The following is a 25,602-nucleotide window of genomic DNA, read 5'->3' as shown; positions in this document are numbered from 1 at the left end:
CGGGGCCGGCAGCACGGAAGTCAGCTGTCCAGCCGGTCGAGCAGATCGACGGCAGCACGGGTGTAGCTCGCGATCCACCGGTCGTGGATCCGCTTGATCGGCAACGGCGCGAGCGACAGATGACGTTCCCGCCCGACGCGCCGTCCTGTCACGAGGTCGGCGCGTTCGAGAACGCGGAGATGCTGCAGGACCGTCGTGCGGTCGAGATCCGGAAAAGCCGCGCACAACTCCCCCGTCGTGCGGGACGACGCCGCGAGCGTGTCCAGGATGCGCCGGCGCGTACTCGACGCCAATGCCTTGAAGACGCGCTCGTCCGCATCCGTCTCGGGGGTGTCGCCGGCCACTGACATGTTGTATTTTTATCACATGAATACACCGGACAGAACCCAGGCCCGTTCCGGCCTCACCGAACTCTCGTTCACCGTCTCCGGCCGCGTCGGACGGCCGTGCGCCGAGGTGTACGAGGCGGTCGCCGATCCCGAACAGCTCTCGCGCTACTTCACGACGGGCGGTGCGCGCGGCCGCCTCGAGACCGGCGCCACGGTCTCATGGGACTTCGCCGACTTCCCCGGCGCCTTCGACGTGAAGGTACTCGAGGCCGACCCGCCGCGGCGGCTCGTGATCACGTGGGCGAGCGGCGAGGCCGCCGACGGCAGCGGCACGACCCGGACCACCTTCGAGTTCGAGCCGATCGACGACGACACGCGAACCCTCGTCACCATCAGCGAATCGTCGTGGCGTGCCACTCTCGACGGCGCAACCGCCGCCTTCGGCAACTGCGAGGGCTGGACCGGGATGCTCGCCGCCCTGAAGGCCTGGGTCGAGCACGGCGTGAACCTGCGCGACGGGTTCTACGCCTGACGATCGAAGTCACATCCGCGCTGCGCGATTCGTCGATACTGTGTGACGACACCGGAACACCGGAGCGCATAGCGGGCCGACGCGCGATCGAGCGGCTCAGACGCCGATCTCGAATCCGAGGTCGACGTCACACGCAGCCTGGCCCCCGCGCACACCCCAGTTCTCGATCGGGATGTCACGGACGGTGATCGACACGTGGTCGCGTGGCACCCCGACCTCTGCCAGCCGGTCGACGAGCTCTCGGTAGAGCCTGCGCTTGGCATCGAGCGAGCGTCCCGCGAAGCAATCGATGTGCACGAGAGTGAGGTACTCCGGCCGTGCGAGGCTCGGCGGCGCTGCGAACCGGTGCGGCTCGTGAACGATCAGGCGAATGTGCTTGTCGTTCGGAGGAATCCGGAACGCCGCGACGAGGGAGTCGTGAACGGCGTCGATCAATGCGATCTCTTCGTCGACGGACCAGCGACGTCGAACCTCTATCTGTGCGTGTGGCATGGCGTGACCCTACGTGGCTGCACCCACCAGCTCATCACGGTGCGGCCGTCACCCGGTCACGACCGCAGTGAGGCGTAGAAGGCTCTGATGTCGTCGACGAGCGTCACGGGTTCCTCCATGGCCGCGAAGTGCCCGCCCCGATCGTCGACGTCGGTCCAGCGCACGATGGTGTGCTCCTTCTCGTCCGCGAACCGCAGGCCGACGTCGTGTGCGAAGACGATCACGGCGGTCGGGACGCCCGAGTCCTGTTTCGCCGCGCCCCATGCCGCGGTCATCGCATAGGTGACCTGCGCCGAGGACCCGCCGCTCGCGGTGAGCCAGTACAGCGACGCGTTGTCGAACACGAACTGCTCCCCCAGCACGTCGAGGGCCGGCGTGGACTGCGGATACGTCCACGCCTGCAGCTTGTCGTGGATCCATGCCAGCTGGGCCACCGGGCTGTCGGCGGTCATCACACCGATCAGGCCGGGGCGGGTGCTCTGGATCGCGATGTATCCGGACTCGCGCTCCATGAATTCGGCGATGCGCCGCAGCCGATCTCGTTCGATCGGCGTCAGCCGCGCGGCGGTGTCGTCGTCGACCTCCGTGGCGAACGAGAGCGAACCGTTCACGTGCACACCGATCACGCGATCAGGCACGGCCCGCGCGATCTCGGGTGCGATCGCCGCACCGTGATCGCCACCGTGGACGGCGAAGTTGTCGTAGCCGAGCCGGGTCATGAGTTCGGCGTAGGCCGACGCGGTACGTTCCACCGTCCACCCCGGACCGTCGAGCGGTGTCGAGAACCCGAATCCGGGGTGCGACGGGATCACCACGTGGAACGCATCGTCGGCGTGGCCGCCGTGGGCGACAGGATCGGTGAGTGGACCGATGAGACCCTCGAACTCGAGGAACGACCCCGGCCAGCCGTGCAGCAGCAGGATCGGCGTCGCGTTCGGGTGCGGCGATCGGATGTGGACGGCGTGGACGGTCTGGCCGTCGATACGGGTCGTGAGCTGGGGCAGCGCGTTCAGTCGCCGCTCGGTCGCGCGCCAGTCGTGACGCAACCAGCGGTCGACGAGGTCGGCGAGCACCGCGACGGGGACACCGGTGTCCCAGTCGTCACCCGGTAGCGGAGGCGGGAGTCGAGTGTCGCGCAGCCGACTCCGCAGGTCGTCCAGCGCGGCGTCGGCGATCTCGATACGGAAGGGATGGACGTCGGGGTACTGCTCGGCGTCGGTCACGACCCGATCGTCGCAGCCGTTCCGGCCGCAATACGGCCTGATTCCGGGCCATCATGGATGTCATGACGCGAACGACGGGTCGCACCCTCGCACTGCTCTCGCTACTGCAGGCACGACGGGAGTGGAGCGGCGCCGAGTTGCGTGAGCGCCTGGAGGTCAGCGAGCGGACACTGCGGCGGGACATCGACGACCTGCGCGAACTCGGTTACGGCATCGAGGCCGTCCGAGGCCGGCACGGCGGGTATCGGCTCGGAGCAGGCGCGAATCTCCCGCCGCTCGCGCTGGCGCCGGACGAGTCGGTGGCGATCGCGGTCGGGCTGCGGGCAGCAGCGGCCGGCGCCGTGACGGGACTCGAGGACGCGGCGGCGCGTGCGCTGGCGAAGCTCGAACGCTCGCTGTCGCCGGCGGTGCGCCGGCAGGTGGAGGACGTCGCGGAGTCGATGGTGCCGCTCGACCCGAGGCCGGCCGACGTCGATCTGACGGTCGTCACCACGATCGCCTCGGCGATCGCCGGGCGGCGCACGACCCGCCTCGACTACACCCGCCGCGACGGCACCGAGGTGCGGCGCGTGGTGGAGCCGTACCGCATCGTCCACACGCCGCAGCGGTGGTATCTCGTCGCGTTCGATCGCGAGCGACGCGCGTGGCGGACACTGCGTGTCGACCGCATCCGCCACGCGGTGCCGCAGGACACCGATTTCGTTCGGCGGCAGATCCCGGACGATGCGGTGCGGCAGTTCACGACCCACAGCATCACGACGGCGCCGTATCCGTTTCGGGCACGCGTACACGTCCATGCTCCCGCCGATGTCGTCCGGCAGTCCTTCGACGCGACGGTCGCCTCGGTGACCGAGGTGGACGAGAATTCGAGCATCCTCGAAGCCGGCTCGCATTCCCCCGACGAGTTCGCGCTGTACCTCGGGCTCGCGGGCTTCCGGTTCGATGTGCTCGAGGGCGGCGAGGTGCGTGCCGCACGCGCCGCCGCCGGCGAACGGATGACGCGCGCCGCGGCGCGCTAGATCTGGTTGACGCGGATCAGGTTCCCCGACGGATCGCGGAACGCGCAGTCCCGTACGCCATAGTCCTGGTCCGTCGGCTCCTGGACGACGTCGGCCCCACCCGCCTCCAGCTTCGCGAAAAGCGCGTCGAGGTCGTCGGTCGCGAGGGTCACGGCGCCGTAGACGCCCTTGTCGATGAGCGTCAGAATCGTGTCGCGTTCGTCGTCGCTGATACCCGGATCGACCGCCGGCGGGTGCAGCACGATCGAGGTCGAACTCCCGACCGGGCCGACGGTGAGCCAGCGCATGTCCTCGTAACCGACGTCCTGGCGGACCTCGAAACCGAGCAGGTCGCGGTAGAAGCCGAGCGCGGCCTCCGCATCGGTGTGGGGCAGGAACGCGTAGTGGATGTCGATGTTCATGCCGTGAACGCTAGGCCGACCCGCCGCCGGGTGCTTCTCGATTCCTGACCGGTCTGGTGAACTGACGCGCCAGACAGGGCGGGATCCCTTCCACGGAATGCGACGGATCGCCGCGATAGGCGCTCGGTGGCATCCCCACCAGTTCCGAGAACCGGGTGCTGAACGTTCCCAGCGACGAGAAGCCGACGGTGAAACAGATGTCGGTGACACCGAGATCGCCGCGCCGGAGCAGCGTCATCGCCCGCTCGATGCGGCGCGTCATGAGATACGAGTACGGCGATTCGCCGTAGACGCGGCGGAACTCGCGGCTCAGGTGTCCGGCCGACAGGTTCGCACCGCGCGCGAGTTCTTCGACATTCAAGGGCTGCGCGAACTCACGATCGATGCGGTCGCGTACGCGGCGGATCACAGCGATCGTCGTCCGGTCCCGTGCGCGGGTCATACCCGAATTGTGCCAGCCCACCGACGGGTCAGGAATCGAGAAGTGCCACCGTGCCCGCGCGTCTAGCGTGAGCGGGACGGATCGGTGAGCAGGAAAGGGGCAGTCGGATGACCGGGCAGACCGGAGGATTCTCCGCTCAGGAGCGGGCCGCGATGAAGGAGCGAGCGGCGGAGTTGAAGGCGGAGGCGAAGCAGTCGAAAAGCTCCGAGAAGGCGGCGGCCAACGAATCCGCGCTGCTCGCCAGGATCGAGGAGATGCCCGATGGCGATCGCGAGATGGCCGAGCGGGTCCACGCCATCGTGACCGGCGTGGCACCGGATCTCGCTCCCAAGCTGTACTACGGCCAGCCCGGATACGCACGCAAAGGCAAGGTCGTCGTGTTCTTCCGCAGCGGGCAGATGGACAGGGAGCGTTACTCGACGTTCGGTGTCAGCACCCAGGCGGATCTCGACGACGACAGCGGCTTCTGGCCCACCTCGTACGCACTGATCGACCCGACCGCTGCAGCGTGGGATCGGCTCGCCGATATCGTGCGGCGCGCAGCAGGAACGGAGGAGCCGTGACCGGGCCTGCTCCCGACGGCCTTCGTGTTCCCGTTGCCGACCCGGCAGCCGCGGCGCAGTTCTACGCGGACGTCCTCGGCGCCGACCTCGTCGGGAACGGCGCCACGGTGGATCTTCACGGCACCGGCACTGTCGAGTTCGTCTCGGCAGAACACCCACTGTCACGGTTTCCCCGTGTCGTCGTGACCTACGTCCTCGATCAGCCTTCGGAGGTCGAGGACGTGACGGGCGCTGCATCCGCCCGAGGAGCCGAGATCCTGAAACCGGCGAAGAAGGCGCTGTTCGGATCGTTCTCCGGAACGTTTCGCGCGCCGGACGGCCTCGTGTGGAAGCTCGCCTCGGACAAGCGAAAGGACAACGGTCGTGCGGCGTCCGAACCGAAACCCATCGAAACGAGTCTGATCCTGGGCGTGCGCGAACCGACAGCATCACGCTCGTTCTACACCTCACTCGGAATGCAGACCGATCGCGACTACGGCAACAAGTACATCGACTTCGTCCCGGCACCAGGCACGGCGCGACTGTGCTCGATGCCCGGTGCTGCACTCGCCAAGGACGTCGGTGTCGCCGACTCGAGCGAGGCCTCCGATGTCGCCTTCGTGCATCGAACGTCCGCCGCCGAGGCGGAGCGACTCCTCGCGGCCGCCGCGACGGCAGGCGGACACGTGCTCCCGGACGCCTCGGGAGCACAGGCTTTCGCCGACCCCGACGGCTTCCGCTGGCTCGTCGTCACGCAGTGACGGCGCCCTCGTCCGGATGGGCGGTCGCGGGCCTGATCCTCGCGCCGATCATGCTGCGCCGCATGACCCGCAAGGAATCCGGCTCCCGCATCGCGGAACGACGCGAGCGACTCCAAAGACACTAGGTGGCGGCGGACAACGGTGCGCAGACGGGATGGGCCGACCGGGATGTGGGTGTGAGTCGAGACAGTCGGTACCACGACGTACGCCGTTCGATTTCGTGAACGAAGCCGGAGCTGTCCAGCCGGGCTGATGCCGCTGACCGGTCGGCGGCATCAGCGAACACCGCGAGCCAAGAAACAGCGCGGTCCTCACGGACGGGGAGCGCCGGGAACAGGTTGGGTGTCGGGTCCGTTCGCCACGCCGACACCACGACGCCGAGTCGGTCCTCCAGGGCACGGAGTCCGGTGCTGGTCCACCAGCTCTCGTCGTGATCGGACGCCACGCCGAACGACCCCAGGAGCGCACGCTCTTTCCGTGGTCGATCGTCTTCGGAGCCGCGCTCGACGGCGGGTGCCGGGCGGCGTGGCGGCGCGGTGGGGCGCAGCAGCAGTACGTCGTCGCTGCTCACCATCGTCGCGTTGGCTCGATCGCGGTGCTCGGCCCAGATGGGCCCGTGGTAGAAGTCTTCCAACGACTTTCGGCGGGACTCGTGATCGGCGAAACCCCGCAGCCAGGTGAAGACGTTCGGGTCGTCATCGTCGGTGAAGGTGCCGCCGACCGTCATGCCGACCGCTTCCTGAGGTTCGATGAGGTGGCGCTCGAACACGTCGAGGAGTTGCTGCCGTAGGCCCGGATGCAAGGTGTAGCGGCGTACCTCGATGATCGGGCAGTCCTGGAACGGGAGTGCAATCGCCACGGTTACACACTCTCTCGGAATCACTTCGATGTCAGGGAACGGTTCGCATGCTAACGCCCCTTGCCCGGTTCTGCTGGCGGCGATCCTTGCTGCGATTGCCGCAGGTCTCCATCGAGAACAATCTGCGGCTGCGATTGCGGCTGCCGCCGATGAAGAGCCAGCCGCAACCGGGGCACTCCCGTGAGCGGTCGAGTCGCGGCCCGGTGAGCAGATCGATCGCCGACGCCCCGATCCGGGCGACACGAACCCTGTTGTCCACCCCTGGCCGGCCAGCGTCGGATTACGGTCGCCGCAGTCACCTCGTAGCCGAAGTCGACAGCTCCTGAGCATGCAGAGACGTGAGCGTGCAGAGACGTGAGCGAAAGGCATCCACGTGCGGGTTCTGGTGCCTGGCGGTCGGAGCGAAGCTTCGGTCCACCGTCTCACGGAGCAATCAGGTCATCGCGTCCAGGTGCGCCATGTGCCCTGGGCTTGACCGGAGCACGAGGGCCCGAGAGGGCCGCGTGGCGTCGAAGTGATGGCTTTTCGATGACCGGATCACATCCACCTACAGAAAAAGTCCCGGAAACCCTCGAGTTTCCGGGACCTCTCGGTCGGGCTGACAGGATTTGAACCTGCGACCACCTGACCCCCAGTCAGGTGCGCTACCAAGCTGCGCCACAGCCCGTCCACGCCCGCGTTCGGGCGCTCGATGAGATTACATCAGCGTGCGCATCGAACGCGAATCGCCTGGTCAGCACACCACCCACCCTCACCGCCGGGGCGCGATGTGACATCGTGTGCGCTCGATGCACACACTGTGACAGTGCGCCCCGACGGCAGTGGGGTCACTTCTTGTTTCGACGATCCCGCTTCTCGCGCACGCGCACCGAGATGCGGACGGGGCTGCCGTCGAAGTTGAACTCCTCGCGCAGCCGGCGTTCGAGGAAGCGGCGGTAGCCCGCCTCGAGGAAACCGGTGGTGAAGAGGACGAACGTCGGCGGCCGGGTTCCGGCCTGGGTCGCGAAGAGGATACGAGGCAGCCTGCCACCGCGCATCGGCGGCGGAGTCGCGGCCACGACCTCCTTGAGCCAGTTGTTGAGCCGGCCCGTGGAGATCCGCTTGTCCCACGACTCGAGGGCGGTGTCCATCGCGGGCACGAGTCGCTGCACCGCGCGGCCCGTCTGCGCCGAGATGTTGACGCGCTGCGCCCACGGCACCCGCTGCAGGTCGCGGTCGATCTCCCGCTCGAGCTGATGACGCCGGTCCTCGTCGACGAGGTCCCACTTGTTGAACGCGATGACGAGCGCACGGCCCGCGTCGGCCACCATGCTCAGCACCCGTAGGTCCTGCTCCGAGATCGGTTGCGACGCATCGATGAGCAGGATCGCGACCTCGGCGGCCTCGATCGCGCTCTTGGTGCGCAGCGACGCGTAGAACTCGGCGCCGCTCGCGTGCGCGACCTTGCGCCGCAGTCCCGCGGTGTCGACGAAACGCCACGGCCGCCCGCCGAGGTCGACGACGGTGTCCACCGGATCGACGGTCGTGCCGGCGACGTTGTGCACGACGGACCGCTCGTCGCCCGAGAGCTTGTTGAGCAGACTCGACTTGCCGACGTTCGGCTTGCCCACGAGCGCGACGCGCCGCGGCCCGCCGACCGATCCGAGCCGCTCGCGCGGCGTCTCGGGCAGGACCTCGAGGATCTTGTCGAGCAGGTCGCCCGTGCCGCGGCCGTGGATGGCCGAGACCGGATACGGCTCGCCGAGGCCGAGGTTCCACAGCGACGCGGCCTCGGCCTCCATCCGCTGATCGTCGACCTTGTTCGCGACGAGCACGACGGGAGTCTTGCTGCGGCGCAGAATCTTCGCGACGGCCTCGTCGGTGGCGGTGGCACCGACGACGGCGTCGACGACGACGACGATCGCATCGGCCGACTCCATCGCGAGCGCCGCCTGGCGCGCGACGGACTGCTGCAAGCCCTTCGCGTCGGGCTCCCAGCCGCCGGTGTCCTGCACCATGAACGACCGGCCGCTCCAGTTCGCCTCGTACGACACGCGGTCGCGCGTGACGCCGGGGACGTCCTCGACGACTGCCTCGCGGCGGCCGATGATGCGGTTCACGAGCGTCGACTTGCCCACGTTCGGGCGTCCGACGATCGCGAGGGTGGGCATCGGCGCGCCGGGCGCACCGCCGTCCTCGTCACCGTCGAACTCGGCGAGATCCCAGTCGGCTTCCTCGCTCCACGTGCCGTCGGCCCAGTCGCCGGTCTCGGTGGTGAACTCCTCGCTCACGCGCTCTCTCCTGTTCGTTCGGTGACGACCGCGACGAGCCGGTCGATCACGGCCTCGATACCGAGTTCGCTCGTGTCGACGGTGACCGCGTCGTCCGCGGGCCGCAGTGGCGACACTGCACGGGTCGAGTCGAGGTGGTCGCGGCGCTCGACGTCGGCGAGCACGCCCGCGTAGTCGTCGCCGCGGCCTTCGGTGATGTTCTGCAGGTTGCGGCGCTGTGCCCGTGCGGCCGCCGACGCCGTGAGGTAGATCTTCACGTCGGCGTCCGGCAGCACGACGGTGCCGATGTCGCGTCCTTCGACGACGATCCGCGCCGCGTCCTTCGCGATCCGGCGCTGCGCGTCGACGAGCACGTCCCGCACGGCGGGGACCGCGGACACCGCGGACACCGCGGCGGTGACGCGGGCGCCACGGATCTCGTCGCCGACGTCCTCGCCGTCGAGCGTCACTGCCTCTGCTGCCGGGTCGGTGCCGATCGACAGCGGCAGGGCCGCCGCGGCATCGGCGATCGCGACCGGATCGGCGAGATCGACGCCCGTGCGCAGCACCGCGAGCGTCGCCATCCGGTACATCGCGCCGGTGTCGAGATAGCGGGCGCCGAGCCGGCGGGCGAGGGCACGGGACACGCTCGACTTACCCGTGCCCGACGGTCCATCCATCGCGACGGACAGTGCCGAGGCGGTCACAGCCCCACCGCCTTGTAGAGGCCGCCGACCTCGCCGCGGCCGAGGACCCGGAGGGTGCCGGGTCGCTGATCGCCCAGCGCGACCGCACCGACGTCGGTACGAACGAGCCGGACGACGGGGTAGCCGACGGCGTCGAAGAGCCGACGCACGATGTGCTTGCGGCCCTCGTGCAGGCTCACCCGCACGAGCGACTTGCCCTCGTTCACATCGAGCAACGTGAACGCATCGACCTTCGCGGGTCCGTCCTCGAGCTCGATTCCGTCGCGGAGCTTCTTGCTCACGCCCTTCGCGAGATGACCCGAGACCGTCGCGAGGTAGGTCTTCGACACCTCGAACGACGGATGCATGAGGCGGTGAGCGAGGTCGCCGTCGTTGGTGAGCAGGAGCAGTCCCTCGGTGTCGGCGTCGAGCCGCCCGACATGGAACAGCCGCTGCCCGGCCGCGACGCGCTCGGAGACGATGTCTCCGACGCACGGGCGGCCGAGGTCGTCGGACATGGTCGACTGCCAGCCGCGCGGCTTGTTCAGTGCGATGTGCACGAGGTCCTTCTGCACGACGACACGCACGCCGTCGACCCGCACGACCGCGTTCTCGGGGTCGATCCGAAGCCCCTGCGAGGTGACGATGCGGTCGTCGACCTCGACGCGGCCCTGCTCGATGAGGTTCTCTGCGGCGCGACGCGACGCGACGCCGGCCTGTGCGAGCACCTTCTGCAGGCGCACGCCGTCTCCGTGCTCGTGGCCGCCGCGCGGCTTCTTTCCCGCGTGCTGATTGCGCGCGGGCTTCGCATTGCTGATCGTGGGGACGCCGGCGTCCGAACGGGTGGGCTTCGGCGCCTTGGGCTTGCCACGCTTGTTGAGCTGCGACGACGCTCCGCCGCGCGGTGCGTCGGGGGATCCGGGGCGTCCGGCGTCACGGCGGGCACCGGGAGCAGCGTCGCGACCCTGGCCGGTACCTCTCCCCTGTGCGGTGCCCCTGCCTTGTCCGGTGCCCCTGCCTTGTCCGGTGCCCCTGCCCTGTGCGGAGCCTCCACTCTGTGCGGCGCCGCGGCCCTGGCCGGTTCCCCGGTCGGGGGCAGCGCCCCTGTGCGGGGCAGCGCCTCTGCCCTGGGCGGTCCGCTTGGCGGGTGCCGCCTTTCGGGACGCGCCGTGGCCGCGTCCGCTGCGTGTGTTGTCCGGTGTGCCGTCTCGGCGAGCGGGTCTGTTCATTTTTCCTGTCGAATCCGATGTCGCGGCGCCGTGAGGTTCAGTCGTCGCCGAGGTCGGTGTCGATCTCGGCGACCGAGGTGGGCGCCTTGTTCATTCTCGCAAACCGCGCGTCGGACTCGACACTCTCGGTGAGTTCGTCGATGACGTCCACATCGGGAAGCATCGGCGCGAGGTCCGGGAGGTCGGCCAACGACGCGAGACCGAGCCGTTCGAGGAACAGCTCGGTGGTGACGTACAGAGTCGCTCCGCTCTCGCGATCCGTGCCCGATTCCGCGAGCAGACCACGAGTGAGCAACGTCCGTACGACGCCGTCGACGTTGACTCCGCGCACCGCACTGATGCGGGCACGAGTCAACGGCTGCCGGTACGCGACCACGGCGAGAGTCTCGAGTGCCGCACGTGTGAGCTTCGAGCGCGCTCCGCCCTGCAGCAACTTCTCGACGTACGGGGCGAACTCGGCGCGGGTGTAGTACCGCCAGCCGTCTCCAGCGTACCGAAGGTCGATGCCGCTGCCGCGCGCCGTGAGCTCGGCCGCCATGCGTTCGAGTTGCTCGCGGACGCGCGCGACCGGCGTCGCCGTCGCCTCGGCGAGCTGCTCGTCGGACGCGGGGGTGTCGACGACGAGCAGCAGCGACTCGAGGACCGCAGCGAGACGCTCGTCGTCGAGTTCGACCCCGTCCTCGAGTCCCGATTCCGCCTCGAGTTCGGAAACGCCGCCGAGTTCCGGTCCGGCCTCGAGTTCAGGGCCCTCGGGTTCTGGGCCCTCGAGTTCGGTGTCGGGGTTCTCGCTCATCCGTAGTCCTCCTCCGTGGCGGGCGCGTCGACGTCCTCTCCGGTCCAGCTCACGAGGAGCGATCCGAGCGGCTCGGGCTGCTCGAACGCGAGCGCCCGCTCGCGATACAACTCCAGCAGGCCGAGGAATCGCGCGACGATGTGCACCGTCGACTCGCAGTCGTCGACGAGATCGGCGAAGCCGATCCACTCGCCCACACCGCGCTCGCGCAGCCTCGCGAGGACGAGGGCGGCCTGCTCGGGCACGGAGACCTTCGCGACGTGCAGGTGAGCGAGCCCGACCGTCGGCACGGGCTTCGGCCCGAGTGCCGTCGCCGCGATCTCGGCGAACCGCTGCGGATCGACACCGAGCAGGACCTCGGGCAGGAGCGTCGTGAAGCGTTCTTCGAGGGCGACCGACCGCGGATACCGGCGCAGGGCGGCGGCCTCGAGTTCGGCGAAGAGCGCCGCGACCTGCTTGTACGCGCGGTACTGGAGGATCCGTGCGAACAGCAGGTCGCGTGCTTCGAGCAACGCGAGGTCCTCGGCGTCCTCGACCTCGCCCGCCGGCAGCAGCCGCGCGGCCTTGAGATCGAGCAGTGTCGCGGCGACGACGAGGAACTCCGTCGTGCGATCGAGCCCGAGTTGCGTCCCGAGCCGCTTGGTGTAGGCGATGAACTCGTCGGTGACCTTGTGCAACGCCACCTCGGTGACGTCGAGCTCACGCTGCGTGATCAGTTGCAGGAGCAGGTCGAACGGGCCCTCGAAGTTGCCGAGCGAGACCCGGAAGGCGTCGTCGTGGTCGGGGTTCTCGTGCTCCGCGGCGGGTGCGCTCACCCCTACCGGCCGCTGCGATGGATCACTTCGCGCGCGAGTGCGCGATACGACTCGGCACCGACGGACTTCGGTGCCCATGTCGTGATCGGCTCGCCTGCGACAGAGGTCTCGGGGAAGCGCACGGTGCGGTTGACGACCGTGTCGTAGACGAGGTCGCCGAAGACCTCGACGACTCGGGCCATCACTTCGCGGGCGTGCAGTGTGCGCGCGTCGAACATCGTGACGACGATACCGCCGAGCTCGAGCTTCGGATTCAGCCGCGCCTTCACCTTGTCGACGGTGTCGTTGAGCAGCGCGAGCCCCCGGAGGCTGAAGAACTCGCACTCCATCGGGATGACGACCGAATCGGCGCAGGCGAGGGCGTTGACGCTGAGCAGACCGAGCGACGGCTGGCAGTCGACCAGCACGTAGTCGTACCGGTCGAGGACGGGGTAGAGCACGCGGCCGAGAGTCTGTTCGCGGCCCACCTCGGTGACCAGCTGGATCTCCGCGGCGGAGAGATCGATGTTGCTGGGAAGCAGGTCCATCCCGTCGACGCGGGTCCGGAGCAGGACGTCGTCGACCGACACGTCGGAGCCGACGAGCAGATTGTGGACGGTGAGCTCGAGATCGTGGTGCGCGACGCCGAGACCGGCCGACAGCGCACCCTGGGGGTCGAGGTCGACGAGCAACACGCGACGTCCGTACTCGGCGAGCGATGCACCGAGGTTGATCGTCGAGGTCGTCTTGCCGACGCCGCCCTTCTGGTTGCACATGGCGATGATCCGGGCGGGACCGTGCGACGACAGCGGGGCCGGCTCGGGGATGTCGCGCAGTGGACGGCCCGTCGGGCCGATCACGGGTTCGCCCGCAGCGGGCTCGGACGCGGCGGCCGGCTCGGGGCCGTCGGAGTCGGCGCCGTCCAGTTCGGGGACGTCCACCTCGGGGGCGTCGCGCTCGTCGGGTTCGGGAACGGCGGCGACCACGGGGTCTCCCGGCTCGGCTGCCTCCGGGGCCGGAGTGTCTCGGGCACCGGCGAACCGCCCGCGGATGTCGAATCGACCGGCGTCGAACATCTCACCCTCCGATCGCGGTGACGGTGGCTCCCCCGCCGAGAACTGCGGTGTCGTCACGTCGTCCGCTCCCTGCTCGATCGATCGTTCCTTGCTTCTGCCTCGCCGGGTGCTGTCCACCCCGGTGAGACGTGGTCGTGCGCGCTCGGGCGCGTCCAGGACGTTATGAGAACGCTACATCGTCGTCACGACCTTCCGTGGGCCGACACGCACGCTCAACGAGCGCGGGGGTGGGCCTCCGCCCACACCTCTCGCAGTGAGCCGATGGTCACGAGCGTGTAGATCTGCGTCGTCGTGACCGAGGCGTGGCCGAGCATCTCCTGCACCACACGGACGTCCGCGCCGCCCTCGAGCAGATGTGTCGCGAACGAGTGCCGCAGCGTGTGCGGCGAGACGTCCGCCGTGATCCCCGCGGCACGCGCGGCGTCCTGCAGCACCTGCCACGCGCTCTGCCGCGACAGCCGCCCGCCGCGCACGTTGAGGAACAGCGCGGGAGTCGCACGCGAGATCAGCGCGGGCCGTCCGCGCACGAGATAGGCGTCGAGCGCGGCGATCGCGGGGCCGCCGACCGGAACCATGCGCTGTTTGCCGCCCTTGCCGCGCAGCAGGACGGATCGGCCGCGGGTGTCGATGTCGTCGACGTCGAGGCCCGTGGCCTCGGAGATCCGGGCCCCCGTCGAGTACAGCACCTCGAGCAGCGCACGATCGCGCAGGCCGCGAGGGCCCGCGTCGGCACCGCCGACCGATTCGACGAGTCGGAGCACGTCGTCGACCGGCAGCGCCTTGGGCAGCCGCCGGGCGGGCGACGGCGGCCGGACGTTCTTCGCGACGTCGACCCGTACGAGCCCCTCCGCGGCCGCGAACCGGTGCAGTCCCCGAACGGCGATGAGCGCACGCGCGGCCGAACTCGCCGCGAGCGGCGGGCGCTGCCGTTCGGGATCTCCGCGTCGCAACGCGAGCACGAACTCGGTCACGTCGGGTTCGGCGACGCGTTCGAGATCGTGGATGCCGCGTTCGGTGAGGAACTCCGCGTACCGGCCGAGATCACGACGGTAGGACGCGACCGTGTTGCGTGCGGACCCGCGTTCGACGGTCAGGTGGTCGAGGTAGGTGCCCACCGGATCGCCCTGCAGGACCGCGTCGCCGTCGGCGGCGCGGGCCACGACCGATTCGGACACGCAGCCACCTCTCCGCTCGTCAGTCGCCGTCCGGGTCGCGTTCCGCTTCGCGGCGGCGCGCGAACCGGGTCGGGCGGTCACGCCACGGCGCGTTCGGCGACCGCAACCGGCCGGGATCGAGATCTCGTGCCGCCGCGTACGCCATCAGGCCCGCGACGGCCGTCGCGTTGACTATCTCACCGGCGAGCGACATCTCGACGGTCTCGCGGGCGGCGACACGCCGGAGAGTCAGATCGGCTTCCTCGTCCTGCGCGGGCGGGCGCCCGACGTCCACGAGATCGCGGGCGAGAAACACCCGCACCGCCTCGTCGGTGAATCCCGGGGACGACGCGACGTCCACGAGCACCGACCAGTCGCGTGCCTCGAGGCCCGTCTCCTCACGCAACTCCCGTCGCGCTGCCTCGAGCGGATCCTCCCCCGCTTCGTCGAGCAGACCCGCCGGCAGCTCCCACAGCCGCCGGCCGATCGGCGCGCGGTACTGGTGGACGAGCACGACGCGATCGTCGTCGTCGACGGCGACGATCGCGACGGCCCCGTAGTGCTCGACCGTCTCGCGTTCCGCTGTCCGCCCGCCGGGCATGGCGATCCGGTCGAGCCGGAGCGCGAGAATCGCACCCGAGTAGACGGTCTCCGACGTGAGAACCTCGAAGTCGTGCTCGCCCGGTGTGCTCACGCGTCCGCCGTCTCCCCGACGTCTCCCGCCCCGGTCGCCGCGAGATCGTCGCCGCGAGCGTCGGTCTCGGCCGGCGCGGGGCTCTGGGCGTCGTCACCGTGGACGTCGACCGGCAGCCGCTCCTCGAACTTGTACGTCAACGCTGCCGCGACGAACGCCGCGAACAGCGGGTGCGGGCGGGTCGGGCGGCTCTTGAGTTCCGGATGCGCCTGCGTCGCTACGAGGAACGGGTGCTCGTCCTGCGCGTACTCGACGAACTCGACGAGATGCCCGTCGGGCGACGTACCGCTGAAACGCAGTCCGCTCTTCTCGATTCGGGCGCGGTAGGTGTTGTTGACCTCGTACCGATGACGGTGGCGTTCGGAGACCTGCTCGGCCCCGTAGGCACGGGCGACGACGGAGCCCTTCGCGAGCGTCGCGGGGTACGCACCGAGTCGCATCGTGCCGCCGAGATCGGCTTCACCGGCGACGACGTCCTCCTGGTCGGCCATCGTCGAGATCACGGGATGCGTGGTGTCGGGCTCGAACTCGGTGGAGTTGGCGTCGTCCAGCCCGACGCTGCGCGCCGCCTCGATCACGACGCACTGCAGACCGAGACACAGCCCGAGGAGCGGGATCCTGCGCGCACGGGCGTACCGGATCGCACCGACCTTGCCTTCGATGCCGCGGATACCGAAGCCGCCGGGCACGAGGATGCCGTCGACGTCCGCGAGATGCGCGGCAGCGCCGGCGGGAGTCTCGACGTCGTCCGAGCGCACCCACACGACCTCGACCTTCGCGCGGTTGCCGAAGCCGCCCGCACGCAGCGCCTCGGTCACGGAGAGATAGGCGTCCGGGAGGTCGACGTACTTGCCGACGAGCGCGATCTTCACCGTCTCGCGCGGCTGATGGACGCGCTCGAGCAGATTGCCCCACACCGTCCAGTCGACGTCGCGGAACGGCAGTCCGAGCTGACGCACGACGTACGCGTCGAGACCCTCGCTGTGCAGCACCTTCGGGATGTCGTAGATCGACGGCGCGTCGGGGCACGAGATGCACCCGTCGACGTCGACGTCGCACATCAGCGCGATCTTGCTCTTGAGCGACTGCGGCACGTCGCGGTCGCAACGCAGGATCAGCGCGTCGGGCTGGATGCCGATGCTCCGGAGCGCGGCGACGGAGTGCTGCGTCGGCTTCGTCTTGAGCTCGCCGGACGGCGCGAGATACGGCACGAGCGAGACGTGCAGGAAGAAGACGTTGTCGCGGCCGACGTCGTGACGCACCTGGCGGGCGGCCTCGAGGAAGGGCTGCGACTCGATGTCGCCGACGGTGCCACCGATCTCGGTGATGACGACGTCCGGCCGGATGCCCTCGCGGTCGGGCTCGCCCATCGCGAGGATCCGGCTCTTGATCTCGTCGGTGATGTGCGGAATGACCTGCACGGTGTCGCCGAGATACTCGCCGCGGCGCTCCTTCGCGATGACGGTCGAGTACACCTGACCCGTCGTGACGTTCGCCTGACCCGAGAGGTCACGGTCGAGGAACCGCTCGTAGTGACCGACGTCGAGATCCGTCTCGGCGCCGTCCTCGGTGACGAAGACCTCGCCGTGCTGGAACGGGTTCATCGTTCCGGGATCGACGTTGAGGTAGGGATCGAGCTTCTGCATCGTCACCCGCATACCGCGTGCGGTGAGCAGCTGGCCGAGGCTCGAGGCCGTCAGGCCCTTGCCGAGCGACGACGCGACGCCGCCGCTGACGAAGATGTGCTTGGTGTCCGTACGCGAATGAATGCGTGACTGTGACAAAGGGGCTCCCGTGCGACTGTGCAGACGTGGCTTGTGGAAACTCTTCTGGGCCTGCGACCCACGGGACTTCACGGTAACACGAGATCGCCGTGACCGGCACGGACACACGGCGGGACCGCCACGATACGCCCAGTTCGCCACCTCTGGAGCGTGGTACTCGTCACGGTCGCCGTCGTCGCGTCCTGCTCGGTGTCCGTGGATCCGGTCTCAGCCCTGCGCCGCGCCCACCGTCACGGCGGACGCTCCCGGACCGGTCCCGTAGCGGCCGGCGCCCCCACCCAGTTGCTCGGCGAGTGCGAGCGGAACGGTGATGCGGCCCGACTCGCGGTCGACGTCGTCGACCGTGGTCACCGCGGCAGCAAGTGCGGCGTCGGCGCGGGCGACCGCGATGGCACCGTTGCCCTGCGCCGCTCCGGAACCACCCGCGAGGACGACACCGCCGCCGCGCGCGTCGAGCGCCGCGGCGAACCGTGCGACGACGGCACCACGATTGCCCGTCGGCGCCTCGGCCTCCTCCGGAGACTGCCCACCGGTGACGACGACGGCCGCCTGACCGGGCACGACGTCGCCACCCTCGTAGCTCAGGAAGCCGCCCCCGCGCAGCGCATCGAGCGCGAGCGCACGCTCCTCCGCCGTCGCGGGCGGGCCGGGAGCGTCGGCGGGTGCGACGAGCACCGAGCCGAGCAGGTCGCCGGCCATGCTGCCCTGATCGACCGCACCGGTGCCGAGGCTCACGCCCGCGGGCACGACGTTGTTCACGACCGTCCGCAGCCGGTCGCCCGAGCGCGCGTCGACGAACTCGTCGGTGAGCGCGATCCGCCCGGACACCGCACCGCCCGCGGCCTCGATCGTCCGGGTGACGCCGTCGACGTCGCCGGGATCGGTGTCGGGTGTCGTCACGAGCAGGACGGAACGCTCCGCGAGCGTGTCGCGAACGACGCGTCCCGCGACCGCCGCGTCGAATCCGTCGGCGGCACCGAGTTGTTCGTTGAGCCGGTTCGTCTCCTCCTGCGCGGCGTCGAGCTGGCGGCCGAGGTCGGCCTTGTCGTCGCGCAGTCCCGCGACGAGCCCGTTCGAGAGCAGGCCCGAACCGAGAACGATGCCGATCGCGAGCGCGAGGAAGATCGCGGCGATCGAGATCGCGTGCTGGCGCATCGTGATCACTGCACGAGCCCCTGTGCCCACTCCACGGCGCTGTTCCAGGCCGCCGTGAGCCAGTCGATCACCTCGACGCCCGCGTTCGACGCCATGAGCGCCACCACGACCGCGACGAGGACAGCGAGCACGAGCAGCGCGATCGCCGCGCCGGACACCCGACTGCGGTACAGGGTCGCGACGGCCTTGGCGTCGACGAGCTTCGGGCCGGTCTTGAGCCGCGTCAGGAAGGCCGACGGGTTGTCCTCGCGATGCGCGCGGTCGAAGAACTCGTCGAGCGAGAAGACGTTGCCGACCGTCACGATCAGGCTCGCCCCGTGATGTTCGACGAGCAGCAGCGCGAGCTCGGACGGCTTGCCCGAGGCCGGGAACGTCATCGCACCGATCCCGAGATCCTGGATGCGCTCGAGCCCGGGTGCGTGACCGTCCGGATCCGCGGGAAGCACCACCTCCGCACCCGATTTGAGCGTCGTCGTCCGCACCTTGTCGGGGTCGGCGACGATGAGATCGGGACGATAACCGGCCTTGACGAGCGCGTCCGCACCGCCGTCGACGCCGACGAGGATCGGCGAGTACTCCTTGACGAACGGCTTGAGGTTCTTGAGATCGATCTCGTGGTCGGGGCCGTCGTCGACCACGACGACGTGCCGCCCCCGCATGTCCAGCTCGACGTCGGGAACGCCGATGCCGTCGATGAGCAGTGCGCTCTCGGTGCGGATGAATTCGATCGTGTTGCCCGAGAACGCCTCGAGGTGATCGACGAGCCCGGTCTTGGCCTCGATCATCCGGTCCGAGATCTCCGCCTCGGTCTGCTCGGTGCCGCGGGCGAGCTCTTTGTCCTTGCTGTAGACGACGCCGTCGTGGAGCCGGATCTTGCTGCCGTCCTTGACCTTCGTGAGCGCCTCGGGCCCGACGTCGTCGACGAGGACGATGCCGTTCGCGACGAGCACCTCGGGCCCGAGATTCGGGTACCGCCCCGAGATCGACGGCGATGCGTCGACGACCGCGTGGACTCCGGCGGCGACGAGCGTGTCGGCCGTGATCCGGTCGAGGTCGATCTCGTCGAGGACGACGATGTCTCCAGGTCCGACTCGTTTGAGAAGTTTCGCGGTGTTGCGGTCGACCCTGGCTATCCCGGAGAGTCCGGGCAGGGTCTCGGTGGTGCGGGAAAGCAGGCCGGGCAGCTTCATGCCTTCAAGAATGACCCGATGGCCGAGCGAGTCCGTGGAGGCGCGCCGACGGGATTCGGCCACTCCGATCGACGGGTGGGCGGCCGAGAGAGCCACGTCACGACGCCGCGGCGCGCTCCGCCTGTGCGGTTTCGAGCAACTCCTCGGCGTGTGCGCGGCCCGTCTCGGTCTCGTCGAGCCCCGCGAGCATCCGCGCGAGTTCGACGACGCGCTCACCGGTGTCGAGCGCCCGCACCCCGCTGCTCACGATGCCTTTCGCGTCGGACTTGTCGACGACGAGATGAGTGTCGGCGAAGGCCGCGACCTGCGGGAGATGGGTGACGACGATGACCTGGTGGGTCCGCGCGAGGCGTGCGAGACGTTTGCCGATCTCGACGGCGGCGCGGCCGCCGACGCCGGCGTCGACCTCGTCGAACACCATCGTCGCTCCCGAATCCGATCCTGCGAGCACGACTTCGAGGGCGAGCATGACGCGCGAGAGTTCACCGCCCGACGCGCTCTTGCCGAGCGGCAGGGGCTGCGCACCGGAGTGCGCCGAGAGCCGGAACTCGACGTCGTCGACACCGGACGCACCGGCGTGCACGAGGGTTCCGTCCAGGTCGAGGGGGGCGCTGTCGCCCGCGGCCGCGACCCGCGGCCGCACCTGGACCTCGAGCACGGCGCGGCCCATCGCGAGCCCGGCGAGCTCGGCGCTCACGGCCTTCGCGAGCTTGCGGGCCGCCTTCACTCGCGCCGCCGTCAGAGCGCGGGCGGCGTCGGCCGTGGCACTCGCCTCGGCCGTGACGGTCGCCTCGAGCTCGGCGAGCGCGTCGGACGAGACGTCGAGCGAGGAGAGCCGCTCACGGGCGTCGTGGGCCCACGCGAGGACACCGTCGACATCGGCGGCGTACTTGCGGGTGAGGGCCTTGAGCTCGGCCTGGCGCGCGAGCAGCGTTTCGAGGGAGTCGGGATCGGACGGCAGGCCGTCGAGGTAGCCCGTCAGTTCCGACGCGACGTCGGTGACGACCGCGACGGCGTCGTCGAGCCGGCCCGCGAGGACCGAGAGCGCCGGGTCGCTCGACGCGGCGACCCGGGCCCTCGCGTCGCCGAGCAGTTCGAGCGCGGACGGAACCGCGACCTCGGCGCCGTCGAGCTCGTCGGTGCCACTCAGCGCGGCCTGCGCCGATTCGGCGTCCGTCCGGAGCGAATCGAGGTCCCCGAGCCGGCGCACCTCGGCGACGATCGCGACGTCCTCGCCCGGCTCGGGTGCAGCGCGGTCGATCTCGTCGAGCGCGAACGACAGCCGGTCCGCTTCCTGCGCCAGTTCGCGTGCCCGGGACGTCCGGTCGAGCAGTTCGGAGCGCGCCGCGAGCCAGGCACTGCGGTGACGGCGGTAGCGGGCGAGGACGGAGGAGACCGTCGAGTCGGCGAACCGGTCGAGCGCCGCACGCTGCTGATCCGAGCGCAGCAGCCGCAGCTGGTCGTTCTGGCCGTGCACCGTGAGCAGCGGCGCGGTGAACGCGGACAGCGTCGCCGCCGGCACGCTCCGCCCGCCGAGATGGGCACGCGACCGGCCGTCGCCGGAGACCGTCCGGACGGCGATGACGGTGCCGTCGTCGTCGCTCTGCGCGCCGGCGTCCGACAGCAGCGTGGACATCTCCGCCGCGACCGATTCGGCGAGCCCGTCGGTCGCGAACCGACCCTCGACGACGGCGCGATCGGCCCCGACGCGCACCCTGCCCGCGTCCGCGCGCGCACCGCTGAGCAGGTGAAGGCTCGTGACGACCATCGTCTTGCCCGCACCGGTCTCGCCGGTGACGACGGTGAGCCCTTCGTGGAACTGTGCCCCGGCCGAGGAGATCGCCCCCAGGCCGTCGATCCGGATCTCTGCCAGCATCGTCAGCGTCTCCTCCCCCGCCACCCGGTCACGGGCAGATCGAACTTGCGCACCATCCTGTCGGCGAACGGCGCGGAGTCCAGCCGAACCCACTGCATGGGATGCGCGCTGCGGACGACCTCGAGTCGCCCGCCCGCGGGCAGCTCGAGCGTCCGGCGGCCGTCGCAGAACACCAGTCCGTCGTGGCTGCCGCGCAACGTCTCCACGGCGATGACGCTCTCGGGACTCGTGACGAGCGGACGCGCGAACAGGGCGTGTGCGTTGCTCGGCACGACGAGCAACGCCTCGAGTTCTGGCCACACGATCGGGCCGCCCGCCGAGAACGCGTACGCCGTCGACCCGGTCGGCGACGCGACCAGCACGCCGTCGCAACCGAACGAGGAGACGGGACGGCCGTCCACCTCGAGCACGACCTCGAGCACGCCGAGTCGCGAGCTGTTCTCGAGGCTCGCCTCGTTGAGCGCCCACCCGGTGTCGACGACGACGTCGTCGACACGCACCGCGACGTCGAGCGTCATGCGCTGTTCGAGTCGGTACTCGCCCCGCACGACCTGCCCCAGTGCGTCGCCCAGATGATCGGCCTCGGCTTCCGCGAGAAAACCGATGTGGCCCAGATTGATTCCGAGGACGGGCACCGCCGCCGCCCGTGCCATCTCCGCAGCGCGCAGGAACGTCCCGTCGCCGCCGAGCACCAGCACCATCTCGCAGCCGAGGGCGGCGTCGGGGCCCGGCGAGGTCACCTCGACCGGGTAGCCCGGCGACGAGAGCCGCTCGGTGCCGCCACCGTCGACGGGTTCGACGCTGTCGCCGCCCTCCTCGAGCAGGACACGCAGTCCGATCCCGGCGTCCTCGAAGATCCGGGCGACACGCTCGGACGTCCCCGTCGCATCGCGATGGCGGGGATGCGCGACGAGCAGAATCTCGCGCTGCGGCACGGTCATCGTGGCCCCGCCTCGACCGCATCGTGAATCATCTGCGTCACCGCCTCGTCGTCCGCGCCCACCGGCTCGGCGTCGCGTTCGGGCACCGTCAACCAGAGAAAGTACTCGACGTTGCCGGACGGCCCCGGGAGCGGGCTCGCCACAGCACCTTTCGTGACGAGGCCGTGCGCGGCGGCCGACCGGGCGACGGCAACGACGGCCCCGGCGCGCAGTTCGGGATCGCGAACGACGCCGCCGCTGCCGACGCGGTCCTTGCCGACCTCGAACTGCGGTTTGACCATCGGCAGCAGATCCGCCCCCGGGGCGCAGCACGCGACGAAGGCCGGAAGAACGAGTTCGAGAGAGATGAAGGACAGGTCGGCGACGACGAGATCGACCGGGCCCCCGATGGTCTCGGCATCGAGCGTACGAACGTTGGTGCGGTCGTGGACACGGACCCGGTCGTCGGACCGGAGCCGCCACACGAGCTGGCCGTAGCCGACGTCGACCGCGACGACCTCCTGTGCGCCGCGATGGAGCAGCACGTCGGTGAATCCGCCCGTCGACGCTCCCGCGTCGAGACAGCGGCGACCGGAGACGGTCAGGCCGCGCGGGACGAACTCGTCGAGGGCACCGAGCAGCTTGTGCGCGCCGCGCGAGGCCCACGCGATCTCGTCGGACACCTCGACGACGCGCAGCGGGGTCCCGGCCTCGATCGCCGTCGCTGGCTTCGTCGCCGTGGTCCCGGAGATGAGGACGCGTCCGGCGTCGATGAGCTCCCGAGCGTGCTCCCGGGAGCGTGCGAGTCCGCGACGCACCAGTTCGGCGTCGACACGTGCGCGTCGGGCCACGCTAGACCTTGTCCACCGACGCGAGCGCGTCCGTGAGGACGTCGTGCGCCTCCTCGAACAGCCGAGCCTGCGCGCCGAGCACCTCGACGACCGCTGCGGGGTCGTGGGATTCGCTCCGATTCGTCGCGGCGTGCTCGGCGATCCCGTCGAGGCGCGTGAGCAATCCGTCGATCCGCTCTTCTACTTCGGCGGGATCGACTGCGGCGGCGCCGGGGAGGTGCTCGCCCGGACGTGGAATGGCGGTGCTCATCGGGACCAACGCTAGACCATCGTTCCGACAGCCGCACACACCCGCCACGCCGTCACGCGAACAGACGTGCGACGACCTCGCCCGCAGTCGACGCAGCGCCCTCACCGCGGACGGGAGTGCCCACTCCGTGTTCCCACAGTGCGGGCACGATGGCTCTGACCAGTGCGACGTCGTCGACGTCCCGCGACGCCGAGACCACGATCTCGCCGTCGCGGACCTGCACGTCGATGCCGTCGCCCGCGCCGATGCGCGAACTCTCCGCGGACGCGTCCAGTGCCTCGAGCGTCGCCGCCAGGTGAGTCGGCCGCTCCGACGGCGACGCCGACAGCAGGTCGCCGAGCGTACTGACGCCGGTGAGTACCAGCAGCGAATCCATGTCGGCGGCGCAGGCACCGGCGATGTCGGTGTCGAGCCGGTCGCCCACGACCAGCGGCCGTGTGGCGCCCGCGCGCCGCACCGCCTCGGTCATGATGGGCGTCGCGGGCTTCCCCGCGACGAGCGGACGTGCGCCCGTCGCCGAGCTGACCGCCGCGACCATCGACCCGTTGCCCAGCACGACGCCACGCTCGGTCGGCAGCGTCGAATCGACGTTGGTCGCGACCCACAGCGCACCGGCGCGGATCGCGAGAGTCGCCTCTGCGAGGATCCGCCAGCCCGTGTCCGGCGAGTGGCCCTGCACCACGGCGCCCGGCCCGTCGTCGAACGACCGCACCGGGACGAGGCCGACGGCGTCGATCTCGGCCGCGAGTGCCTCCGCACCGACCACCAGGACAGCCGTCCCGGCCGGGACGCGCTCCGCGAGCATCGCCGCGGCCACCTGCGCACTCGTGACGACGTCCGCGGGTTGCGCGGGGAAGCCGAGCGAGACGAGCTGTCCCGCAACGGTCTCCGGCGCCCTGCTCGCGTTGTTCGTGACGTAGAGCAACCGCTCGTCACCACCGACGACGGCGTCACGTGCGCCCGGGATCTCGTCCGGCCCGCGATAGAGCGTGCCGTCGAGATCGAGCAGCAGAGCGTCGTAGCCGGAGCGCAGCCCCGGCGTTCTCACTCGTCGCCTCCGCCGAGCTCGGCGACCCTCTCCTCCGCGTCGGTGTCGTTCTCGACGTCCGCGGCGGCGGAGTTGAGGAACCACGTCAGTGCGTCCGCGGTACGACCGGCCGCCGCGAGGGCGTCGGCGTAGGCGTAGAACAGCCGGGCCGCTGGCGTTCCGGTGCGTTCTGGATCGAGGTCCGGCGTCTGCAGCGTCACGACGGCCTGGTCGTACTGGCCGAGATCCATTCGCGCACCCGCGACGACGATCCGCAGCTCCGACGCATCGTCGCCGGTCAGTGCGGCCGCCTCGTCGCTGCGACCGAGTTCGATCGCGCGTTCGGGTCGGCCGAGGCCGCGTTCGGCGTCCGCCATCACCGCGAGGAGCCCGGCGCCGCCGGACATCCGTCGTGCGGCGCGCAGTTCGGAGAGCGCTTCGGCCCACTCGCCGGCGTGGTAGGCGACGACGCCCGCCGTCTCACGCACCACCGCGATCCGTCCGGCCCTGCCCCGTGCTGCACGTGCGTGAGCGAGAGCTGCACGCGGATCGTCCTCGAGGAGGCGGCTCGCCATCACGAGATGCCGTGCGACGGCCTCGGCGTTGCGCTTGTCGAGGCTCAGCAGATCCCGGCGGACGGCCCCGTCGAGATCGCTCGGCTGCACGTCGTCGGGGAGATCGGGTTCGTCCGGACGCGCGGAGCTGCGCTCCTCACCGGTCGCGCGCGGGAGGTATGCACCCTCCCCGCCGCGACGACGGTGCTGCTGGTGCGCACCGTCTCCGGGCCGCTCGTCGCGACCGCCCCGATCGCCACGAGTCCTGCGATCGTCCCGCGGACCCCGATCACCGAAGCGCGGCCGCTCGTCGCGGTCACCACGCGGTCCGCGGGCATCGCGATCACCGCTGCGGGGACCGCCGCGCCGCTCGGCGGGACGGCGATCGCCCTGAGGGCGCCGATCGTCCCCGCGGCGTTCGCCGCCACGTTCACCACGGTCGTCCCGGCCTCGGCGTTCGTCACGTCGTTCGTGGTCGCGTCGGTCGTCGCGGCCGCCGCGTCGGTCGTCGCCGGTGCCACCACGGGGCGTACGTCCGGGGCCGTCCTGGCCACCGGGTCGGCCGCCGCGTGTTCCGCCGTCACGACGGAAAGAGCGGCGGCCCTCATTGCTCTCCGACACTGTCGTTCCTTTCGGGGGGAATCGTCACCAGCGTATCCACACCTGGTCGACGATCACCGGGTATCGCCGGCCGCCGGAGTCCTCCGGGGCCCGAACGTG

Annotated in this window: 29 protein-coding genes and 1 tRNA gene; 5 read left to right on the top strand and 25 right to left on the bottom strand. The window is 70.1% G+C overall.

Annotated features, from left to right (window positions below; all coding sequences use genetic code 11):
• Nucleotides 1-20 precede the first annotated feature (20 nt).
• Nucleotides 21-350, bottom strand: coding sequence for an ArsR/SmtB family transcription factor (locus RR1_RS02325; protein ID WP_040772029.1), 330 nt, complete (start codon nt 348-350; stop codon nt 21-23).
• A 16-nt stretch (nt 351-366) separates the two neighbouring features.
• Here RR1_RS02325 and RR1_RS02320 point away from each other — a divergent pair, with 16 nt between their 5' ends.
• Nucleotides 367-861, top strand: a complete 495-nt coding sequence (locus tag RR1_RS02320; RefSeq protein ID WP_010836357.1) for an SRPBCC domain-containing protein — start codon at nt 367-369, stop codon at nt 859-861.
• 96 nt (nt 862-957) lie between these two features.
• On the opposite strand, the gene RR1_RS02315 is transcribed toward RR1_RS02320, so the two are convergent.
• Both RR1_RS02315 and RR1_RS02310 read right to left on the bottom strand, forming a co-directional pair.
• Nucleotides 958-1,353 carry a tautomerase family protein gene (locus tag RR1_RS02315; protein WP_010836358.1) on the bottom strand — a complete coding sequence of 132 codons (396 nt, stop codon included), beginning with the start codon at nt 1,351-1,353 and terminating at the stop codon, nt 958-960.
• 56 nt (nt 1,354-1,409) lie between these two features.
• Nucleotides 1,410-2,576 carry an epoxide hydrolase family protein gene (locus RR1_RS02310; RefSeq protein WP_010836359.1) on the bottom strand — a complete coding sequence of 389 codons (1,167 nt, stop codon included), beginning with the start codon at nt 2,574-2,576 and terminating at the stop codon, nt 1,410-1,412.
• 62 nt (nt 2,577-2,638) lie between these two features.
• On the opposite strand from RR1_RS02310, the gene RR1_RS02305 reads away from it, so the two are divergent.
• Complete coding sequence (locus RR1_RS02305; RefSeq protein ID WP_040772064.1) at nt 2,639-3,595, top strand: helix-turn-helix transcriptional regulator; 957 nt, start codon at nt 2,639-2,641, stop codon at nt 3,593-3,595.
• Here the strand turns inward: RR1_RS02305 and RR1_RS02300 are convergent.
• Nucleotides 3,592-3,996, bottom strand: coding sequence for a VOC family protein (locus tag RR1_RS02300; protein ID WP_010836361.1), 405 nt, complete (start codon nt 3,994-3,996; stop codon nt 3,592-3,594). The genes RR1_RS02305 and RR1_RS02300 overlap by 4 nt on opposite strands.
• A gap of 10 nt (nt 3,997-4,006) precedes the next feature.
• Complete coding sequence (locus RR1_RS02295) at nt 4,007-4,438, bottom strand: helix-turn-helix transcriptional regulator (protein WP_040772030.1); 432 nt, start codon at nt 4,436-4,438, stop codon at nt 4,007-4,009.
• A gap of 107 nt (nt 4,439-4,545) precedes the next feature.
• On the opposite strand from RR1_RS02295, the gene RR1_RS02290 reads away from it, so the two are divergent.
• From RR1_RS02290 to RR1_RS22760, 3 genes are read left to right on the top strand one after another with little or no spacing between them, the layout of a single operon-like run.
• The gene (locus RR1_RS02290; protein WP_010836363.1) at nt 4,546-5,001 is read left to right on the top strand and encodes a DUF1801 domain-containing protein; all 456 of its coding nucleotides are present in this window, start codon (nt 4,546-4,548) and stop codon (nt 4,999-5,001) included.
• Nucleotides 4,998-5,741: a VOC family protein gene (locus RR1_RS02285; protein WP_010836364.1), complete on the top strand. Its 744-nt coding sequence runs from the start codon at nt 4,998-5,000 to the stop codon at nt 5,739-5,741. The genes RR1_RS02290 and RR1_RS02285 overlap by 4 nt, the downstream gene beginning before the upstream one ends.
• Nucleotides 5,738-5,866, top strand: a complete 129-nt coding sequence (locus tag RR1_RS22760) for a hypothetical protein (RefSeq protein WP_010836365.1) — start codon at nt 5,738-5,740, stop codon at nt 5,864-5,866. The genes RR1_RS02285 and RR1_RS22760 overlap by 4 nt, the downstream gene beginning before the upstream one ends.
• Here RR1_RS22760 and RR1_RS02280 read toward each other — a convergent pair.
• The 20 genes from RR1_RS02280 to RR1_RS02185 form a co-directional block, all read right to left on the bottom strand.
• A complete protein-coding gene (locus tag RR1_RS02280) occupies nt 5,863-6,600 on the bottom strand; it encodes an NIPSNAP family protein (protein WP_010836366.1) in 738 nt (245 codons plus the stop codon). The genes RR1_RS22760 and RR1_RS02280 overlap by 4 nt on opposite strands.
• A gap of 31 nt (nt 6,601-6,631) precedes the next feature.
• Nucleotides 6,632-6,859, bottom strand: coding sequence for a CGNR zinc finger domain-containing protein (locus tag RR1_RS23070; protein ID WP_010836367.1), 228 nt, complete (start codon nt 6,857-6,859; stop codon nt 6,632-6,634).
• Between the two features lie 334 nt (nt 6,860-7,193).
• Nucleotides 7,194-7,267, bottom strand: a tRNA-Pro gene (locus RR1_RS02270).
• A 160-nt stretch (nt 7,268-7,427) separates the two neighbouring features.
• Nucleotides 7,428-8,870 (bottom strand): ribosome biogenesis GTPase Der, encoded by a 1,443-nt coding sequence (der, locus tag RR1_RS02265; protein ID WP_010836368.1) that lies wholly within the window; start codon nt 8,868-8,870, stop codon nt 7,428-7,430.
• Nucleotides 8,867-9,529, bottom strand: coding sequence for a (d)CMP kinase (cmk, locus tag RR1_RS02260; RefSeq protein ID WP_371836773.1), 663 nt, complete (start codon nt 9,527-9,529; stop codon nt 8,867-8,869). The genes der and cmk overlap by 4 nt, the downstream gene beginning before the upstream one ends.
• Before the next feature lie 23 nt (nt 9,530-9,552).
• Complete coding sequence (locus RR1_RS22755; protein ID WP_238558895.1) at nt 9,553-10,764, bottom strand: pseudouridine synthase; 1,212 nt, start codon at nt 10,762-10,764, stop codon at nt 9,553-9,555.
• 37 nt (nt 10,765-10,801) lie between these two features.
• Nucleotides 10,802-11,557, bottom strand: a complete 756-nt coding sequence (gene scpB, locus RR1_RS02250; protein WP_010836372.1) for an SMC-Scp complex subunit ScpB — start codon at nt 11,555-11,557, stop codon at nt 10,802-10,804.
• On the bottom strand, nt 11,554-12,372 hold the full coding sequence (locus RR1_RS02245) for a segregation and condensation protein A (protein ID WP_010836373.1): 819 nt from the start codon (nt 12,370-12,372) through the stop codon (nt 11,554-11,556). Before RR1_RS02245 ends, scpB begins: the two co-directional genes overlap by 4 nt.
• Before the next feature lie 2 nt (nt 12,373-12,374).
• Nucleotides 12,375-13,427: a ParA family protein gene (locus tag RR1_RS02240; RefSeq protein WP_371836772.1), complete on the bottom strand. Its 1,053-nt coding sequence runs from the start codon at nt 13,425-13,427 to the stop codon at nt 12,375-12,377.
• A gap of 212 nt (nt 13,428-13,639) precedes the next feature.
• Nucleotides 13,640-14,557, bottom strand: a complete 918-nt coding sequence (gene xerD, locus RR1_RS02235) for a site-specific tyrosine recombinase XerD (protein ID WP_040772067.1) — start codon at nt 14,555-14,557, stop codon at nt 13,640-13,642.
• 64 nt (nt 14,558-14,621) lie between these two features.
• Nucleotides 14,622-15,275, bottom strand: coding sequence for an NUDIX domain-containing protein (locus tag RR1_RS02230; RefSeq protein ID WP_010836376.1), 654 nt, complete (start codon nt 15,273-15,275; stop codon nt 14,622-14,624).
• Nucleotides 15,272-17,059: a CTP synthase gene (gene pyrG / locus RR1_RS02225; protein ID WP_010836377.1), complete on the bottom strand. Its 1,788-nt coding sequence runs from the start codon at nt 17,057-17,059 to the stop codon at nt 15,272-15,274. Before pyrG ends, RR1_RS02230 begins: the two co-directional genes overlap by 4 nt.
• Nucleotides 17,060-17,266: 207 nt before the next feature.
• The gene (locus RR1_RS02220; RefSeq protein ID WP_010836378.1) at nt 17,267-18,223 is read right to left on the bottom strand and encodes a copper transporter; all 957 of its coding nucleotides are present in this window, start codon (nt 18,221-18,223) and stop codon (nt 17,267-17,269) included.
• Nucleotides 18,220-19,404, bottom strand: a complete 1,185-nt coding sequence (steA, locus tag RR1_RS02215) for a putative cytokinetic ring protein SteA (protein ID WP_040772068.1) — start codon at nt 19,402-19,404, stop codon at nt 18,220-18,222. Before steA ends, RR1_RS02220 begins: the two co-directional genes overlap by 4 nt.
• 97 nt (nt 19,405-19,501) lie before the next feature.
• Nucleotides 19,502-21,280, bottom strand: coding sequence for a DNA repair protein RecN (gene recN, locus RR1_RS02210; protein ID WP_040772069.1), 1,779 nt, complete (start codon nt 21,278-21,280; stop codon nt 19,502-19,504).
• 2 nt (nt 21,281-21,282) lie between these two features.
• A complete protein-coding gene (locus RR1_RS02205; protein ID WP_010836381.1) occupies nt 21,283-22,221 on the bottom strand; it encodes an NAD kinase in 939 nt (312 codons plus the stop codon).
• Entirely contained in the window at nt 22,218-23,051 is an 834-nt protein-coding gene (locus RR1_RS02200) for a TlyA family RNA methyltransferase (protein ID WP_010836382.1), read from the bottom strand. Before RR1_RS02200 ends, RR1_RS02205 begins: the two co-directional genes overlap by 4 nt.
• A 1-nt stretch (nt 23,052) precedes the next feature.
• A complete protein-coding gene (locus RR1_RS02195; RefSeq protein WP_040772033.1) occupies nt 23,053-23,301 on the bottom strand; it encodes a hypothetical protein in 249 nt (82 codons plus the stop codon).
• A gap of 52 nt (nt 23,302-23,353) precedes the next feature.
• On the bottom strand, nt 23,354-24,349 hold the full coding sequence (locus RR1_RS02190) for an HAD-IIA family hydrolase (RefSeq protein ID WP_010836384.1): 996 nt from the start codon (nt 24,347-24,349) through the stop codon (nt 23,354-23,356).
• Nucleotides 24,346-25,503, bottom strand: coding sequence for a hypothetical protein (locus tag RR1_RS02185; protein ID WP_010836385.1), 1,158 nt, complete (start codon nt 25,501-25,503; stop codon nt 24,346-24,348). Before RR1_RS02185 ends, RR1_RS02190 begins: the two co-directional genes overlap by 4 nt.
• Between the last annotated feature and the right edge of the window lie 99 nt (nt 25,504-25,602).

Source organism: Rhodococcus rhodnii NBRC 100604, assembly GCF_001894925.1.
Lineage (GTDB): Bacteria > Actinomycetota > Actinomycetes > Mycobacteriales > Mycobacteriaceae > Rhodococcus_F > Rhodococcus_F rhodnii.
The sequence above is the reverse complement of the archived record's forward strand: the minus strand, read 5'-3'. Positions and strand labels throughout refer to the sequence as shown.

Bases quoted from the DNA above. Each gene is read 5' to 3' on its own strand.
- steA (WP_040772068.1), bottom strand. From the start codon at position 19,404: ATGAAGCTGCCCGGCCTGCTTTCCCGCACCACCGAGACCCTGCCCGGA.
- RR1_RS02240 (WP_371836772.1), bottom strand. From the start codon at position 13,427: ATGTTCGACGCCGGTCGATTCGACATCCGCGGGCGGTTCGCCGGTGCC.
- RR1_RS02305 (WP_040772064.1), top strand. From the start codon at position 2,639: ATGACGCGAACGACGGGTCGCACCCTCGCACTGCTCTCGCTACTGCAG.
- RR1_RS02325 (WP_040772029.1), bottom strand. From the start codon at position 350: ATGTCAGTGGCCGGCGACACCCCCGAGACGGATGCGGACGAGCGCGTC.
- RR1_RS02300 (WP_010836361.1), bottom strand. From the start codon at position 3,996: ATGAACATCGACATCCACTACGCGTTCCTGCCCCACACCGATGCGGAG.
- recN (WP_040772069.1), bottom strand. From the start codon at position 21,280: ATGCTGGCAGAGATCCGGATCGACGGCCTGGGGGCGATCTCCTCGGCC.
- RR1_RS02295 (WP_040772030.1), bottom strand. From the start codon at position 4,438: ATGACCCGCGCACGGGACCGGACGACGATCGCTGTGATCCGCCGCGTA.
- RR1_RS02320 (WP_010836357.1), top strand. From the start codon at position 367: ATGAATACACCGGACAGAACCCAGGCCCGTTCCGGCCTCACCGAACTC.
- RR1_RS02290 (WP_010836363.1), top strand. From the start codon at position 4,546: ATGACCGGGCAGACCGGAGGATTCTCCGCTCAGGAGCGGGCCGCGATG.
- RR1_RS22755 (WP_238558895.1), bottom strand. From the start codon at position 10,764: ATGAACAGACCCGCTCGCCGAGACGGCACACCGGACAACACACGCAGC.
- RR1_RS02195 (WP_040772033.1), bottom strand. From the start codon at position 23,301: ATGAGCACCGCCATTCCACGTCCGGGCGAGCACCTCCCCGGCGCCGCC.
- scpB (WP_010836372.1), bottom strand. From the start codon at position 11,557: ATGAGCGAGAACCCCGACACCGAACTCGAGGGCCCAGAACCCGAGGGC.
- cmk (WP_371836773.1), bottom strand. From the start codon at position 9,529: ATGGATGGACCGTCGGGCACGGGTAAGTCGAGCGTGTCCCGTGCCCTC.
- RR1_RS02315 (WP_010836358.1), bottom strand. From the start codon at position 1,353: ATGCCACACGCACAGATAGAGGTTCGACGTCGCTGGTCCGTCGACGAA.
- RR1_RS02205 (WP_010836381.1), bottom strand. From the start codon at position 22,221: ATGACCGTGCCGCAGCGCGAGATTCTGCTCGTCGCGCATCCCCGCCAT.